Raw genomic sequence first — 15,646 nt, forward strand, 5'->3', positions numbered from 1 at the left:
AACAAGAACCCCAAGCCGTTCATCTGGACAAAGACCGCCGACGACATCCTCGACACCCTCGCCGCATACTGCACACGAATTAACGACTCAGGACACTAGTTGCACCCAAACACTCGGCACACACGTGGCTGACGACGGCACCCGCGCGATCTGGGCCACCCTTCCCCTGAAGGAAGTGATCCGCGACACTCCACGGAAAGGCCCCCAACACCACCTCGCCACCTGACGACGCGACAGGCCCGTCCGGCCGACGACCACACGTTGGGGCTTGCCGGCTGTTCGGGGCGCGGCTGCTACAGGTCGAACTCGAGGTGTTCGATGTCGGTGAAGCGGACCTCGTCCAGGGAGCCGGCGCGGCGGCCGCCGTCCTGGAAGTAGAGTAGGGCGACGGTCAGGTGCCGGATGCGGTCCTGGTCGGTGGAGCCGATCGGGGCGGTGTAGCCGAGGCGCGCGCGGGTGTCGATGATGATGCCGCCCGTGGCCGCGGCCTTCTGCTTGGCCTTGGCACGGATCTGCGGCTGCCACCGGGCCTTCACCTCGCGCTCCATGCGAGCGGCCAGGTCAGGGCGGGGCTTTTTGATCTGGTCCTTCACGTACCGCTCCACGGTGCGCTGGGAGACCCGCAGCATCTGCGCGACCGCCTTGGTGCCGCCGAGCTGCTTGACCAGGTACCGCATCTGCGGGCCCGCGTTCTTCGGCGCAGGGCGGGTGAACGCCTTCTGTACCGCGGCGTCCAGGCCGTCCCCGATCAGGCTCATCGTGGCCTTCTCCTACTCTCCGTTGTCGACATCGGTGATGGTGCCGTCCTTGATGGACCGGGCGAGGTTGAGCTCGGGGGCGTCGAACCGCTCGCGGACTTCCTCGCCCCACAGGACGGACTGGGTGCCCTCGTGCTTGACCAGGCCGGGGTTGACGCCGAGCTTGAAGCCTCCGGGCAGCGGCTTGCCGTCCCGGTAGGGCAGGAAGTCCAGCGGGCTCGGTCCGTTGGCGGCGTAGACGACGCAGTCGGACAGGATCGCGATGGGGTACTGCCCGGTGAACGCCGCGTGCTTGATGATCTTGCGGTGCAGGTTGATCCGGGTGCGGGCGATGACCGCCGCCCGGATGTCGGGCCGCCACGTCGGCCGCTCCAGGGCCCGCCATCGCTCGCCCGGCCGCCAGCCCTCCCCGCGCGGGCGTTCACGCAGCTTGCCCAGGCCGCCCTTGACCGTCGCCTTGATCGCCGTGATGACGATGCTCAGCTCCGGGTCGCGTTCCTTGTAGCCGTCCATCGCCGTGAGGAAGTCTTCCGGCGACAGGTCGGCGGCGACCCCGAGGTCGGCCATCGTGGCGAGGTAGGCGTCGCGCAGCCGCTGGTACCAGCTGTCCAGGTAGCGGCCGTTGTCGTACCGGACATAGGCCTCGGTCGGCGCGACGTCGTAGCCGAGCTCCTGGGCGTACGCCACGGTCGGTGTCGCGTACCAGGCCGGGCCCGTGGGGCGGTCGCCCTTCGGCGTGAACGGGGAAGGCAGCAGGCTGCCGTCCAGCTCCACCCACTCCTTTCCGGCCTTCACGCGGAACAGGTCGACATGGGAGAGGTCGACCAGCCACGAGCCGGGCAGCTTCGGGTCGAACACCGGGTTCGTGACCCGGGTCGGCTCACCTAGGCCGACGATCAGGCCGTTCGCTCCGGCGGCGAAGGCCATGTTCACGTCCAGGCCGACCAGGTGGCGCAGGGTGCACTCCTCGTCGGTCATCGGCCGCGCCCAGTCGTACGCCTCCTCGAACAGCTTCTCCGCCGGTCCGCGCACGTGGAACCGGGGCAGGTCCTTGAGGACCGGGTGCCCGTCGGGGGCCTCGCACGGGGCGCAGTCCACCGGGTCCGTGCCCAGCGACCCGGGCGTCTTGGTCTCGGCCTGCCGCAGGACGCCGGTCTCCTCGTCCCGCACGGCGCGGGTCGGCGGGTGCAGCGCGGTCATCAGCTCCAGGCTGGTCACGGAGGTGGAGCCGCGCGGCGTCATCACCCGGGTCGCGTACACGCCCAGGACGCGCGCGAGCTCCGCCGGCGGCAGCTGCGCGGCGGAGCCCCAGAACCGGGGGTCCAGCGCCTTCCACGACGGGATGCACAGCTGCACGCACTGGCGGTCCGAGCCCTTGGCGGGGCGGTAGATCCTCGCCCACGGCCCGAAGCCCCTCTTGGTCAGCTTCCAGTCGGCGCGGGTCAGTTGCTTGATGACCTTGTGGCCCTCCGGGATCCGCCCGGCGTCCTTCTCCTCCTCCGTGAGCCCGGTGGGCAGGCCGTAGCGCTCGCACGCGGCCTCGGTGAGCACGAGCAGCGGGTCGGCCGGCCTTCCCGGGCCGGACAGCTTCGGCTGCCCGAGCTTCGCCTCCCTCAGAGTCCAGTCCACCAGGGAGGGGAGGGACTTGGCGGGTACGTCCAGGACCAGGCCGCCGACGCAGTACGCCACCGCCTTCCCGCCCTCGACGTCGACGACGGCCAGCGGTCCGTTCTCGAACCGCGGATCGGTGGTGCCGGCCGGAGTTCCGGCCGGGGCCGCCTTCCGCGCACCGGGGCGGCGCGACGTCGTCGGCGACGTCGGCCCGGTGGTGCGCGCCGGACCCGGCACAGCCGCCGGAGCAGGGGCGACGGAAGCAGGGTCAGGGGTCTGGGTGTTCTCGGTTGCAGTCATGTCCGCAGCCTCGGACGCCTTGCCTGTGGACAGCGGCCGCGCTTCCGCCGGGGCGGGGGCGCCGGTCAACGTGGCGGGCACCGGGGCGTCCGGTGCGGGCGCGGTCGCACCGGACGGGGCCGACGCGGCGGGGTAGAGCTCCGCGAGCTTGTCCAGCAGCCGGGCGTAGGCGTCACGCTCCGGCGGGCGGGGCTCGGTCTTCCCGGACTCCCAACCGGACACCGTGGCCCTGCGCACCCTCAGCGCGGTGGCGACTTCGTCGATCGTCAAGCCGTGCGCGGCCCGCAGCCTCTTGCGTTCCGCCGGGGGCGGCAGCGTGGCGCGGGACGCGAGCAGGGCGTCGACCGCATCGAACAACTCGGACATGAAACACCTCCTGACCAACACCCTACACCACCAAACGTACAATTTGCGTACTTCTCGCGTACGAATTCCGTACGATGTTTGCTCGGCGCAGCGAGAGGCGGTCCCAGCCGTTGCAGCGGATCAGCCAGAAGCCAAGTCCGACGATGCGTGCCGGTGCCGCCGTCGCGCGAGGAGCGATCCGCCAGGTCTCCCAGCTCCGGTGGCGTAGGCGGTGCCGCTGGTCGCCGGAGGCAGAGCGCGGCGGCGGACGAGCCGACTGCGTACGGGCGGCTTCTTCGGAGGGCCGTCCGTGGGCCGGGAGTGGCGATTGGTCTGCATGTGCTGCTCCGTCATCTCGGGTGCTCGCGGAGTCCGGCGGGGCTGGGCCCACGAACCTTCGGCCCCGCCGGGTCCTGCTCAGGGGCGGCCGGCCAGGGCGTGGATGTGGTCGGCGATACGGGCCGCCGGGCTGTCCGCAGGGCGGCCTCTGCACGCGCACAGCGCGCGATGCCCTGACACACCGCGGCCCCTTGCCTGATCCGGCAAGGGGCCGCGGTCGTCACCGCTGTGCTCACGGGGTGAGGTCCAGGACCCGAACGGGCTGTCCCGCCCATCGGTGCGGGGCCGTGGTGGCGATGACCGCGCCGTCGGGGCGGTCGGCGGTGGGCTGCGCCGCGTACTGGCTGTGTGCTGTGGCCCAGGTCTGCTGCTGAGCGATGGCCAGGGCCGCGGGCAGGTCGAGCTCCAGGACGGTGACGCCGGGAAGGGAAGCCAGGTGTTCGGCCGTGCCGGGGCGGGTCCGGTCGGCTTCGACGAGCGCGCACGCCGGAACGTATAAGAACCATCCAGGTTCCGCGTGGGCCCGGTGGATGAGACGGGAAGCCAGGACGTTGCCCTGCCCGGCCGCTGTCATCGCCGTGTCGTCCAGGACGATGTGCAGGGTGTCGGTCGGATTCACCGGCCAGCCGCCAGAGCCAGGCGCCGGTCCAGCTCGTGGTCCAGGTCGTCCTGCTCCCCGGGGGTGGGGGCGTAGCCGTTCCACTCCTCCAGGGCGGCGCGCGCCTTCTCGGCCCGCTCGGCCCGCTCGGCGGGTGTCAGCAGGGTCTGCGCGAGGCGGGCCAGGTAGCCGCGCAGCGACAGCCCTTCCGCTGCCGCTATGGCGGCGAGCCGGTCCTTGGCTTCCTCGGGGATACGGACGTTGGCATCGGACATCGTCGGGTCTCCGGGACCGAGAAGGGGTACGGGTGCGTACCCGTACCCTCTCACGTCGAGTGGGGCGCTGGCCACCTACCGGGGCTGGTGCGGTACGCCGATATCGCTGTCGGCGTGACAGCCGATCCGAGGCGGGGGCCTCTATGCCTTTCATCAAGGCACCCATGTTGGTTTTGGAGCGGTTTGGGGGCCTGTCGCACTTGGTGGTGAAGTGTTCAGTGGCGGGGCAGCGCCTCGGCGACGGCGGTCTGGGATGGGTCGACGGTGGTCCGCCCGTCCTCGATGTCCCACAGCGTGTTCTGCAGCAGCCGGGCCAGGGTCCAGCCGGCCGCGCGCTGGCGGTCCAGTCCGAGCGCCTCGGTCAGCAGGTCGAAGCGGCGCTGCACCACCCGGGGAGCGTCCCCGGTGGCGTGGAGCTTCTCCCAGCCGGTGTCCAGCGCCGGCCACAGGTCGAAGCCCGGGTCGCCGACGAGGGGTTCGGGGTCGATGGCCAGCCACGGCTCGCGCTCGGCCGCGAGCACGTTGTCGTAGTGCAGGTCCCAGTGCAGCATCCGGTCGCCGGGCTCGCCGACCAGCTCGGTGACCGCCGACGCCCAGCCGTGCAGCAGCCGCTGGTCCTCGGGGTCCGGCAGGGCGGCGACCGCCGCAGGCAGGGACGCCAGCATGTCGCGCGCGACGTCACCGAGGCCGCGCAGGCCCTCGGGCGCCGGGACGGAGTGCAGCCGGGCCATAAGTCCGGCCAAGGCGCTCATGGCCACGTCGTCGTCCTTGACGGAAGCCAGGGTGCGTGAGCCGTCCAGGCGTTCCAGCAGCACGGCGCTGCTCTCCGGGTCGTGGTCGAGCAGCCGCACGATGCCGTCGCCGTTCCACGCCCGCAGCCCGATCAGTGCGGCGGTCGTCTCCACGCGGGGCATCTGGAGTTTGAGCGCGGCGCGGGTGTCGTCCGTGCGGCGCACAGGCACCACCAGTGAGGCCTCGCCGGACCTGATGCCTCCGTCGCGCTTCAGTTCCCATCGGTCGAGCAACTCCGCCACCAGCGCGGGCAGCCGGGCGATCCAGGTCTGTTCCTCTTCACCACCGTTCCTCGTGTACGACGCGACCAGGGCGTCAGGGACTTCGATGCCCTGCGGCGAACTCATGGGGGCTGTCCTTCGGGGGAGGGGGCTTCCCACCACGACCACAGGTAAGGCCGAGGGTCATGCGGCGGCTGCTTCGGGGATGCGGGTCTCGTAGAAGGTTCCGTCGCGGAGCATGGCGAACAGGACGCTGATGCGTTGGCGGGCGAGGCGGAGGAGGGCTTGGGTGTGGGTTCTGCCGCAGGCTCGGTATTTATCGTATGTAGGTGCGGGAGGCGAGGATGCCGGTATGACAGTGCTGCCGATCACCGTGCCCGCGTCCCTGCTGAACGTCCACCATCTCGACCCCGAAGCCGGCGGGTGGGGATTCAGGGTCGATCACGCGGTGGCGACGGCGGCCGGCGACACCTACATGCTGACCGGCCTGCGCCGCTACCGCGCGCGTGCGGCCTGCTCGGCCGACCCCGCCGAGCAGGATTTCGGCTACCAGCTGATCACCCGCCACGACTCCGACGGAAAGCCCACCGCCACCGCCGTGTTCGGCCAGGCGGTGCCGGGCGGGGGCCCTTCGGCCATACCGGAGCGAGACACGACTACCCTGGCCGTCCTCCCTGACGGCGCGGTCGCCGTCAGCTCCAAACCTGGCAGCACCCACCTCCTCTCCCCTAACCTGGACGAGGTCCTCGCCTCCTGGCCGATGTCCTGGGGCTGGCAGAGTGAGCAGGATCCCGGGGATGACCCGTTCGCCGCGTCGATCGCCGTCACCCCTGCGGGTCGGCTGCTGTGCATGACCTCCGAGTACGGACTCAGCAACTGGGCCGGCGCCCACCCCAACATCGTCGCCGTCTCCGAACCCGGCACAAAACTCGGCCCGGGACGCAAACCTGTGCTGCGCGCCATCGCGACCCTGGACGCGCGCACCGACTGCCAGAGCGACGCCGACTCGTACGCTCACGTGCGATACGGCGACGAGCCGGTTGGGCGCGGCAACCGGCCATCGCCTTCGCTGACCGAGGCCCTGTCTGAGCTCACCGGGACCAGCGGCAGCCTCTACGGCTACCTCGACTCCACGATGACCCGCCCGGCAGCGCTCGGCGACGACCTGTTCGTCGTCCCGGTCTTCGGGAAGACCTACCGTTCGACCAACCTGGGGCAGGAGTTCAGCTTCGCCCTCGTCGACGACCGCGGGATGTTGCAGGGCCGACTGGGAGGCTTGCACCTGCGCGCGGACAGCCCGTTCACCGGCTTCGACTTCACCGTCGTCGCCGACCCGTACCGCGCCCGTGCCTTCCATCTCAACCGCTACGGCCTGTACGCATGGAGCGCCGACGGGGCCCTGCGCGCGCGGATGCCCACTGCGGAGAAACCCTTCAAGCCCCTCGTCCACTTCGCCCTGCTGGAGTGCACACCCGCAGGGGAGCTGCTCCTCGCACACCGCAAGCAGCACCTGCTGCTGAGGGTGCCGGTGCCGCAGGACCTGGACGCACTGGCGGTGGCGGTGGAGGCCGCGCTGAAGGGTTACAGGCGCGAGCGCACCGCGCTGAAGAAGCAGTACGCGCCCGTGAACTGGCTCTGGCCGGACAGCGCGGCCACCGTGACCCCTGTCTGACGATCCATGGACCGGTTGGTCTCGTGGGCGGGGCGGCGCAGGTCCGCGGTCCAATGCCGGAGCTCCCGGACCTGCAGGTCCTCGCGGACGATCCACGATCGCCCGCAACTGGACGTAGGCCAGTGCTCCTCCCCGTGCACACATCACGGCCCCGCCCGGGGAGAAGGAGATCCACCATCGCGTTCGCGCCGGGTCTGACGTTCCAGGGACACGCGCGTGCGGCACGGTCGTTGTAGGCGACGCCTCGCGGGGCACGGGGGCCTCTGTCCACACCCACTTTGCCTGTGTCGGGGCTGGGCGCCGCAGCAGAGCCAGCCCCTGCGTTCAGTCCCTGCGTTCAGTCCCTGCCTAAAACAGCAGGTCAGCTGCGTTGTTGCCCCTCGATCAGGGACTGAAGGGACTCAAGTTGGGGGTTATCACGTGAGTACGTGTGCGCGTGTATGCGGGCGCGTACATCTTGTCTTACTCATTACTGTGCTGGCTGATAATTAGGAAGTTCAGTCCCTTCAGTCCCTGACGGAGGGGGCGAACATGCTCTGACCTGCAGAAATCGTGAGGGACTGAAGGCAGGGACCAAACCGTGACGCCTTGCATAGAGCCCCTTCAGGCCGAACCGCAACACTTCGGGACGGGCTGAAACGCGACACCCCAGCCCCGCGGCGGGGGATCTGTAAAGGGACTGAAGGGACTGAGGAATCAGATCACGGCGCGCGGGGGAGTCGACCCGCCAGTACGGAGGGCTGAGCCCTACACTCATTCCGAAAGACAGTCCCTTCAGTCCCTACTGTGGGCGCGAGGGACGGCTGACCAGCCGTTTCCCAGTTGAGGGCCACAGGGACCGAAAGCCTGCAACCTGATGAACGAGGACAACTACGTGCAGCGCCGCGGCGAGACGCCTCCCTCCGGCCTTCCCGGCCGAGTCGTGCCCCCGCTTGAGCTGGCCCGATGGTGCGCCGGAAACGGCTGGCCAGTGCACCCCCTGGCCCCGGGAAGGAAGACCCCTCCGGGGAACTGCCCTGACTGCAAGACGCAGCACCACGACCCCCGCACATGTCCCTGCCCCGGTGCCGGACGCCCGTGCCACGGCTTCCACGCCGGCACCACCGACCCGCGGAACATCAACAATTGGTGGACCGCTAGCCCTAACTCCGGCGTAGGCGTCGCCTGTGGACCCGCCAACCTCATCGTGATCGACATCGACGCCCACAGCACACCCGCCCCCGACCGGAACCGTCTCCTCCCAGGAATCCCGATCCACGACTCGGTCGACCTCAACGGTCTCGCGTCCGGCTTCGACACCATGGCGCTCCTGGCCGCATACCGGCAACAAGTCGACCCCGCACAGGACACCACCACCCTGCGGGTGCGAACCCCGTCCGGCGGGCTCCACGTCTGGTACCGGCTCCCCACTCCGAAGATCCGGTACCGGTCCTCCGCCGGCTCCAGCCCCAAGGTCGCGCTCGCCTGGCAGGTCGATGTACGCGCCGAAGGCGGCTACATCGTCGCTCCGACCACCCGCACCAGACAGGGAACCTACGAACCCCTGGGGACCGTCCGGCTTCCCGCGCCGCTCCCCGCCTGGCTCGCGAACGAACTCGCCCGAACGGGACACGTTCTCTCGCCCCGGCCGACGCCAGCTGCCGTGCCGCGCGCCCGCGGTCCTCAAAGCCCACAGAAAGCACACAGAGTTCTCGACCCCCTTCTCGACGAAGTCGCCCGGTGCGGAAGCTTCTCGGAAGGCGCAGCCTTCACCGAGAAGCTCAACCGAGCTGCTTTCACGGCCGGTGGACTTGCCGCTGCGGGACACCTGGACGAATCCGTCATACGCGATCTGCTGACCGCCACCGCGCACGCAGCCCGCCCCCGGCAGCCCGCCCACAACGAGAAGATCATTCACGACGGTCTCGCAGCAGGGGCCGCCCGACCGCTCCACCTCAAAGGACGCTCATGAGCAGCAGCGCCGAAGGCCCGCGCTTTGACGCAACTGCCGCCGCTCAGCAGATGCTCGCCCTCGAAGCCGTCGCTGAGCCCCTCCCTGCCCCGGCACCCTCCTTCCCCGCCCAGACAGCTGCTGAGACTGTCCTTGCTCCGGCCGCCTGGCCCCCGCCCGGCGAGATTCCGGGCACTCTCACGGACCGAGGCAACGCAAAGCTGTTCGTTCGCCTCTACCGGGACCGGTTCCGTCACGTCGAGGGCCTGGGCTGGTACTCCTGGGACGGCTACCGGTGGAAGCGCACCGGGGGCGAGAAGGCCGCCCTGTGGGCGGCGGGAGAGATGGCCGAGGAGATCCCCGACACCGACCCCCGAGGGCTGTTCAGCGACCGGGAACTCCACCACCACAAGAAGCGCACCATGTCGACCACCGGCATGAAGGCACTCCTCACCCAGGCCAAGGCGTCCCCCGACCTTTCCCTGGATCCCGACACGCTCGACGGGGATCCCTATGCCCTATGCACCCCGGACGGCGTCGTCGACCTCCGCAACGGCCGTATCCGGAAGCCGGATCCCACCCGGGATTTCCACTCCCGGGCCACCAGCGTCGCCCCCCAGAACATGCAAACCCCCCGCTGGCACCGCTTCCTGGGCGACACCTTCGGCGAGGATGCCGAAGGCCGGGAGATGATCGACTTCCTGCACCTTCTGCTCGGCTACTCCATCACCGGCGATGTCGGTGCCCAGGTGCTGCCCTTTCTCCACGGGCAGGGCAAGAATGGCAAGTCCGTCCTCCTCGACGTGATGATCCAGATCCTCGGCGACTACGCCGACGCAGCCCCGCCCGGTTTCCTCATGGACCGCGGCGCCTTCTCCGAACACTCCACCGAGCTCACCGAGCTCCACGGGCGACGCCTGATCGTCTGCAGTGAGCTCAAGCCGAACGACCGCTTCGACGAAGCCCGCGTCCGGCTTCTCACCGGAGGGGACAAGATCAAGGCCCGCCGGATGCGGCAGGACTACTTCTCCTTCACTCCCACCCACAAGCTGTGGCTCCTGGGCAACCACCGCCCCGAGGTCTCCACCGGCGGCTTCGCGTTCTGGCGTCGGATTCGTTTGCTGCCTTTCGAGCGGATCGTCCCGGACGAGCGGAAGATCGACAACCTCGCCGTTGAACTCGTCGAGGACGAAGGTCCCGGCATCCTCCACTGGCTCACCGAGGGCGCACGGCGCTACCTCGCCACCCGCGATACCCTCGCCGGCCCGGACCGCGTCCGCATCGCGACCACCGCGTACGCGAACACCGAGGACCACATCGGCCGTTTCCTGACCGAATGCTGTATCCACGACCCGGAGAACAACGAACTCCGCGTAGAGCAGGGCCTGCTCTACACCTCGTACAGCACCTGGTGCGCGAACAGCGAAGGCATCCGCCCCGGCTCCGCCCGCGCTTTCGCTACCCGCGTCCGCCAGGAAGTCGGACTCGCCTCACCGGCCGACATGATCAAGTCCAACGGCCGCAAGTTCTACCCCAACCTCGCCCTGGCAGTCGAAGAATGAACAGCCACCACACGGACCGGCCCTCGGGGGCACCGGGCCTGCTGCTGCCAGGCCCCCACCCGTTCTACGATGAGCGGACGCTCCACCACCTCCAGCCCGGATCCGAACCCCGGAGCGCCCCCCGGAGCCGGAGCCCCCGAGGCCACGAGCACGACTGGCCCGCACCGCCGCAGGGAACAGATACACCACGCAGGCACCACCCCACCCGGTGCACGCCGACGAAGGAGAGGCCGCGGCCATGAGCTCGCTACTGACCGACAGCGACCTCACCCACGAAGCGAACGTGGTGTGGCTCGAAGACCCCGATCACCTCGACTACGTCCGCCAGGCCCTGGACAAGACCCCACGCCGCAAGAACAAACCCCGCTACGCCCGCGACGGCCGGATGATCGGCTACATCGAGCTCAGCGCCGACGCGGAAGCCGACCCCGACAGCGGCCTCTACCGACGCAGGGTCTTCTTCCTCCTGCCCCACGACCGCGACTCCGACCCCGACGGCGTCTACCGCCAGGGCGCCCCCGGCGAAGCCGTCGACCCCCGCACCATCCAACCCAACCACGCCGGCGAGAAGACCCCCCGCTCACAACAAGGCAGCCTCTCTCCCATAGCGGCCACCAGCTCCTAGAACAACGCCGGGCAGGGGGCACACCACGGAGTGCTTCACCGTTACTGCGGGCGTTTCACGTCCTGGTGCTTCCAGGATGCACGGACTCCGGCAAGGCGAAGCTGATCGTGCGAGCGCCGGGTCTTCACCCTCCGCCGCCGGCGGCCGAACCGGTATCCTGCCCGCGGGGCTGATGCCCTGGGCTTCGCCGACGCCCACACCGCACCCGGACACCCACACTGCCCGGACCACTGGTGGAAGGTCTTGCGGGATCAACGGACTGTTTGACAAGCACCTTGACGAGCCATCGACCCGGGTTGCCGTGTGGGGGCGAGGACCCGGTGCCGAGAGGACCCGTCCATGACCAAGCGCTCTACCGAGCAGCAGCCTGCCTCCGCGAGCTCCAGCGCACCGCACGCGAGCAGGGCACAGACCTCAGCTACCACGAAGCCCTCGATTGGGTACGTGAAACCGCCAGGGTGCAGGCCGAGAATCTGGGCCTGATCGCCGTCGCCGTGCCGAACGATCACTGCGTCATGCTCTTTCCCACGGACGAGGACCCCGAGAACATCCGCAGGGCGATCACGCCGATTCCCGCGGCCGAAGTCGAGCTCGCCAACGAGCTCCTCCAGCGGAGGAACGCTCTGATGCGCGACCACTCCAAGGCGGAGATCATGGCCATGATCCTCAGGAGGTGACGCGTTTCGCGCGCGGATCTCGTAACGCTGCACCAAGCAGGAGCCCGCCAACGATCTGGTGCAGAGCGAGGACAGCCGCGAGCACTACGAGGCGTACGGGCGAGTGGCACTGATCAACGGCAGACCGGAGCGCAACTCACGGCCTCTTTGCGGAGGCGTCGGCTGCTCCGGCCACGACAGCGCGACACCCCTGGCCGGAAACTCGCGCGCGCTTGCGCGCCCAAGGGCCCTGCACCGACGCAGTAGCCCGACCGAGTGGCCTCTACACCCCCGCCCAGTCCATGCCCAGCTTCCGTAGTGCGTCCAGCTGCTCCTGGGTGAGTTTGTCGCGCCGGGTCTTGGTGTTGGAGATCCATACGCCCAGTTTCACGATCACCGGCTCCGTCTCGCCGTCGACGGCGATCGGCTCACCGTGCCCCCTCGGTACCGGCCGGTCCACGCCTTCCCGCTCCACCCACTGCGTGAGGGCCGCCAGACCCCGCTGGAACGCCGCCTGCGCCTTGCTCGGGCCCTTCATCGTACGAGCGGCTGTCGAGGCGCGAGACGGGGCCTCAGCGGGCTGCAAACCCAGCTGGGACAGCCGTTCCTGCTGCTCGGCCGACAGCTGCGCCCACGCGGCCGGCTGCTTCTGCTGCTTCAGCCACCGTCCGATGTCGTCGCCGTCCATCCGTACGCCGGGCTGGATCTCGGGCAGGTGGCCGTCGGCGTCGACGAGGTCGGCGAGCACCCGGTAGTGCCGCTGCCAGTTCAGCGGCCACGGGCAGTCCCAGTCCGGGTCGATCGCCGTCAGCTGCTTCGCGCGCTGTGCCGCCCGCTCCGGGTCCTTGCCCAGGCCGCCCTTCCGGCGGAGGTTGGCCAGGTGCTGCCCGACCGGCACCAGGCCCTCGGCCTCGCTCTCGCCCCACATGGCGTCCTGCCGGGGCGCGAGGTGCCCCGTTGCCCGCCAGTACGAGCGCAGCGCGGCGAGCTTGACTTCCCAGGCCTCCTCGCCCGGCTCCCACACCATCCCCGCTTCCGGCGCGTCCAGCAGTGTCCGGCGCCGCTCCTCCAGCTCCCCGGCCCGCAACGCTTTGCGCTGCTGGTGCACCCACCGCCCGAGGGGGAACGCCTTCGTCGCCCCGACCTCGACCTCTACGTCATAGGGCACGGCGTAGACGCCGGTGATGCCGTTCTCCTTCCGCCAGCGGATGAGGGCCTGGTAGCCCTCCAGCCACACCAGGGACTCCGGCCGGTAGACCCGGGTGCGCAGGAAGGCGGCGATGGTCGTGGCGTCGCGAGGGGTGGAGAAGTGGAGCAGGGCCGCTTCGGCGGCGGCTTGCGTGTCATCCTGCTTCTGGTCCTCACCGCCGCCCGCGCCGCCGGCCTCGATGATCCGCCCGTCCTCGTCGCGCCGGACGTGGACCTTGCGCTTGCCGCTCGTGAGCGCACGGGAAGCGAGCTGCTCGACCAGACGTTCATCATGCGACCGCAGGCCCTGCAATACGGCTACGAGGGGGCGGAAGCCGGCGCTGGCGACCATGTCGGTGGGGTCCTCGCCGGGCTCCAGGAACACCGGCACGATGATCCGCGCGACCTTCGTGGAGCCGTCCTTGTTGAGCCTCAGCGCCCGGCCGATGTTCTGCACGATTTCCACCTGCGAGCCGCGGGTGTCCGCGAAGCACACCGCCTCCACCCCCCGCTCGCCGGTGATGTCCACGCCCTCCCCGAGGACGCGAACGCTGGCGAGGAACGCGCGGTGCACCCGGTGTCCGGCGGCGTCGATGCCGCCTGCGAACTGGCGCAGAACCTCACGCCGCTCCCTGACGAGATGGTCGCCGCACAGCCACGCCGACCAGACCCGGTCCGGGGGTACATGGCGGCCGGCCTCCAGGTCGTAGAACTCCGCGCCGATCGACGACTTCGGCAGCCGGCCCGCGGCCGCCAGGTCCTCGTTCGAGGCATCGTTGACGTACAACTCAGCGGCGGTCTCCGGGAGCTTGTCCGCGAACGCGCGGGCTTCCTCGACCTTCTGGTGGAACGTCATGACCGTACGCAGGTTGTACGCCGCAGCGTGCTCCAGGAGCGCGGTCTGCAACAGGGCCAGGCGCCGGCCGCGCCGGGCCTCCTCCGACTCCCCGAGAACCGGCGAGGGGTCGCGGATCTCCAGCACGTCGATCTCGAACCCGGCGAGGATCTCCCGCTCGATCGCCTCGCTCAGACCGAGCTCCGCGAGCCACGCGCCGTACGTGCCCTCCGGATCGTCGGCCATGGTCGCGAGCTCGGCCTCCTGGCCGTCCGCGCCCTTCTGCGGGCGGGCCGCGGCGAGGATGCGCGGGGTCGCGGTGAGGTAGAGCCGGAAGTCCGCCGGGATCCGCTGGTTGTCGTGGATCGCCGCCCACGGCCGACCAAGATCACCAGCGGTGCCGTGCGCCTCATCTACGATCGCGAGGTCGAACGGGTCCATCCGCTGCCCGTACAGCCGCTCCCCGCCCGCCAGGGCGGCCTCCAGCGGCCCGCGAACCTTTTGCTGGCCCATCGGGGCGGTGATGTCCTCGCGGTCCACGAGAGAGGCGTACGTGGCGAACACGACGACCGGCCCGGCCCCGGCCCACAGGGCGAGCTGGATCGGGTTCGTGGTAGTGCGCACCCCCAGCGAGTTGAGGACCGCGTCGTTCTCCAGCGAGCACACCGCGACCATCGGGGCCCGGTGGCCCACCGCCCGCCACGCCTGTGCGGTCTGCGCGAGCAGATCCAGGGTCGGCACCGTGACGAGGATCCGGCCGTCCGCGAAACTCTCCAGCGCGCACGCGGCAGCCATGATCGTCTTACCCGATCCGGTCGCTGACACGATCGTGCCCCGGGCACCCTGAGCGGGCACGGGCCATCGTGCAGGAAATCCCACCCACCTACGAAAAGCCGACCGCTGATCCACCTGATGTTTCCTCAACGAAACCAAAGACATTTCCCAACCCTCTCAACCAACAATTCCCGGCAATTCTTCAGCGCCCCTCAGAATTCACTGAGAAGGCAGGAACGGCAGAACGGAAACAGCGCCGTCCTCACCCACGACCACCCGCTCCGCGAGCTGCGCCAGGACCTGGACCGGCTCCAGGCCCGCCCGCTCGACCACGCCCCGGACCAGCCGGCCAGCAGCCGCAGACAGATACAGCTCCGCCACCAGTGCATCCCGCTCATCCCGCCACCGCGTCGCACGATCGGCGTGCGCGTCCAGGAACTGCTGACGCCGCTCCGCAAGCGCCCAATCCGACCCCTGGGCATCTCGCTCTGGGGCGTACACGTCCCAGCCCCCCCTGCTCCATCAGAGCCGCAACCCGCCGCCACTCCACCTGCTTCGCGGCCCACACCGCCGCCAGCCGCTCCAGATCCTGCGGGGAACTCGGAATGAACCTGCTCACCGCACCAGACCTCTTCCCCGGCCTCCCGCTCCCGGACCGCCGCCTCCGAAACCGCTGTGAAATCGAGGCCACCACTCACACGGCGAACCGAGCCCCTCCGCCACACCCTCAGCACTCCACACAGTCAACCCGCCCCCTCGAAGAACCGGAACCATCCACCCGAAGAACCCTCAGACTGTCATCTACTTCCACCAAAGCTACATGCTGCATCAAACCGATGCAGCCACCACGCTGAAACCGACACGAACGAGCGGCCCCTCCCCGTAGCCAGCCTGGCCCGCGCCAGCGGGCCACAAGGTTCTGGAGGCGCAGCCGGAAGGGCCGTTGGGTTGGGGAGCGCAGCGGACCGACCCAACCCGGTACGGAGCGAAGCGGAGAACCGGTCAAGCCTTGCGCAGCAAGGCCCGGCCCGGGAGCGCAGCGGACAGGCCGTCACCACCCGGACACAGTCCGGGTGGTGAGCCCGGGGCGCAGCCCCGGGCTAGCGCGAACGCGGAGCGGAGCGCAACACCCCGGCGCAGCCGGGGTGTTCGCTTGCCCATCGCG

12 protein-coding genes and 1 pseudogene are annotated in these 15,646 nt (G+C 69.7%); 5 read left to right on the top strand and 8 right to left on the bottom strand.

Translation table 11 applies throughout. The annotated features are described in order from the left end of the window. Window positions 1-293: 293 nt before the first annotated feature. The 6 genes and pseudogenes from tpg to IG90_RS44095 form a co-directional block, all read right to left on the bottom strand. Window positions 294-758, bottom strand: a complete 465-nt coding sequence (gene tpg / locus IG90_RS0137450) for a telomere-protecting terminal protein Tpg (protein ID WP_030595273.1) — start codon at window positions 756-758, stop codon at window positions 294-296. A gap of 12 nt (window positions 759-770) precedes the next feature. Continuing rightward, a complete protein-coding gene (gene tap, locus IG90_RS0137455) occupies window positions 771-3,035 on the bottom strand; it encodes a telomere-associated protein Tap (RefSeq protein ID WP_030595274.1) in 2,265 nt (754 codons plus the stop codon). Between the two features lie 550 nt (window positions 3,036-3,585). Next, complete coding sequence (locus IG90_RS0137460; protein ID WP_209443589.1) at window positions 3,586-3,927, bottom strand: PIN domain-containing protein; 342 nt, start codon at window positions 3,925-3,927, stop codon at window positions 3,586-3,588. 41 nt (window positions 3,928-3,968) lie between these two features. Further along, the gene (locus IG90_RS0137465; protein WP_030595277.1) at window positions 3,969-4,226 is read right to left on the bottom strand and encodes a hypothetical protein; all 258 of its coding nucleotides are present in this window, start codon (window positions 4,224-4,226) and stop codon (window positions 3,969-3,971) included. A gap of 215 nt (window positions 4,227-4,441) precedes the next feature. Then, window positions 4,442-5,365 carry an aminoglycoside phosphotransferase family protein gene (locus IG90_RS0137470; protein WP_030595279.1) on the bottom strand — a complete coding sequence of 308 codons (924 nt, stop codon included), beginning with the start codon at window positions 5,363-5,365 and terminating at the stop codon, window positions 4,442-4,444. A gap of 57 nt (window positions 5,366-5,422) precedes the next feature. Continuing rightward, window positions 5,423-5,579, bottom strand: a pseudogene (locus IG90_RS44095) (IS110 family transposase); the annotation flags it as partial. 12 nt (window positions 5,580-5,591) lie between these two features. Here IG90_RS44095 and IG90_RS0137475 point away from each other — a divergent pair. From IG90_RS0137475 to IG90_RS0137495, 5 genes are all read left to right on the top strand, one after another. Then, window positions 5,592-6,911, top strand: a complete 1,320-nt coding sequence (locus IG90_RS0137475; RefSeq protein WP_030595280.1) for a hypothetical protein — start codon at window positions 5,592-5,594, stop codon at window positions 6,909-6,911. A gap of 937 nt (window positions 6,912-7,848) precedes the next feature. After that, the gene (locus IG90_RS0137480) at window positions 7,849-8,862 is read left to right on the top strand and encodes a bifunctional DNA primase/polymerase (RefSeq protein ID WP_030595283.1); all 1,014 of its coding nucleotides are present in this window, start codon (window positions 7,849-7,851) and stop codon (window positions 8,860-8,862) included. Next, window positions 8,859-10,403: a DNA primase family protein gene (locus tag IG90_RS0137485; protein WP_030595285.1), complete on the top strand. Its 1,545-nt coding sequence runs from the start codon at window positions 8,859-8,861 to the stop codon at window positions 10,401-10,403. Before IG90_RS0137480 ends, IG90_RS0137485 begins: the two co-directional genes overlap by 4 nt. Before the next feature lie 238 nt (window positions 10,404-10,641). Beyond that, the gene (locus IG90_RS0137490) at window positions 10,642-11,028 is read left to right on the top strand and encodes a DUF6009 family protein (protein ID WP_030595287.1); all 387 of its coding nucleotides are present in this window, start codon (window positions 10,642-10,644) and stop codon (window positions 11,026-11,028) included. Between the two features lie 458 nt (window positions 11,029-11,486). Further along, window positions 11,487-11,705 (top strand): hypothetical protein, encoded by a 219-nt coding sequence (locus IG90_RS0137495; protein ID WP_030595289.1) that lies wholly within the window; start codon window positions 11,487-11,489, stop codon window positions 11,703-11,705. A 262-nt stretch (window positions 11,706-11,967) separates the two neighbouring features. Here IG90_RS0137495 and IG90_RS0137500 read toward each other — a convergent pair whose 3' ends face one another. Further along, a complete protein-coding gene (locus IG90_RS0137500) occupies window positions 11,968-14,646 on the bottom strand; it encodes a DEAD/DEAH box helicase (protein WP_030595291.1) in 2,679 nt (892 codons plus the stop codon). 54 nt (window positions 14,647-14,700) lie between these two features. Beyond that, window positions 14,701-14,862 carry a hypothetical protein gene (locus IG90_RS46495; protein ID WP_245170755.1) on the bottom strand — a complete coding sequence of 54 codons (162 nt, stop codon included), beginning with the start codon at window positions 14,860-14,862 and terminating at the stop codon, window positions 14,701-14,703. Between the last annotated feature and the right edge of the window lie 784 nt (window positions 14,863-15,646).

It is taken from the genome of Streptomyces anulatus (assembly GCF_000721175.1).
GTDB classification, from domain to species: domain Bacteria; phylum Actinomycetota; class Actinomycetes; order Streptomycetales; family Streptomycetaceae; genus Streptomyces; species Streptomyces anulatus_C.

Excerpts from the sequence above, each read along its gene's own strand:
- tpg (WP_030595273.1), bottom strand. The coding sequence starts at position 758 with ATGAGCCTGATCGGGGACGGCCTGGACGCCGCGGTACAGAAGGCGTTC.
- tap (WP_030595274.1), bottom strand. The coding sequence starts at position 3,035 with ATGTCCGAGTTGTTCGATGCGGTCGACGCCCTGCTCGCGTCCCGCGCC.
- IG90_RS0137460 (WP_209443589.1), bottom strand. The coding sequence starts at position 3,927 with ATGACAGCGGCCGGGCAGGGCAACGTCCTGGCTTCCCGTCTCATCCAC.
- IG90_RS0137465 (WP_030595277.1), bottom strand. The coding sequence starts at position 4,226 with ATGTCCGATGCCAACGTCCGTATCCCCGAGGAAGCCAAGGACCGGCTC.
- IG90_RS0137470 (WP_030595279.1), bottom strand. The coding sequence starts at position 5,365 with ATGAGTTCGCCGCAGGGCATCGAAGTCCCTGACGCCCTGGTCGCGTCG.
- IG90_RS0137475 (WP_030595280.1), top strand. The coding sequence starts at position 5,592 with ATGACAGTGCTGCCGATCACCGTGCCCGCGTCCCTGCTGAACGTCCAC.
- IG90_RS0137485 (WP_030595285.1), top strand. The coding sequence starts at position 8,859 with ATGAGCAGCAGCGCCGAAGGCCCGCGCTTTGACGCAACTGCCGCCGCT.
- IG90_RS0137490 (WP_030595287.1), top strand. The coding sequence starts at position 10,642 with ATGAGCTCGCTACTGACCGACAGCGACCTCACCCACGAAGCGAACGTG.
- IG90_RS0137500 (WP_030595291.1), bottom strand. The coding sequence starts at position 14,646 with ATGTCTTTGGTTTCGTTGAGGAAACATCAGGTGGATCAGCGGTCGGCT.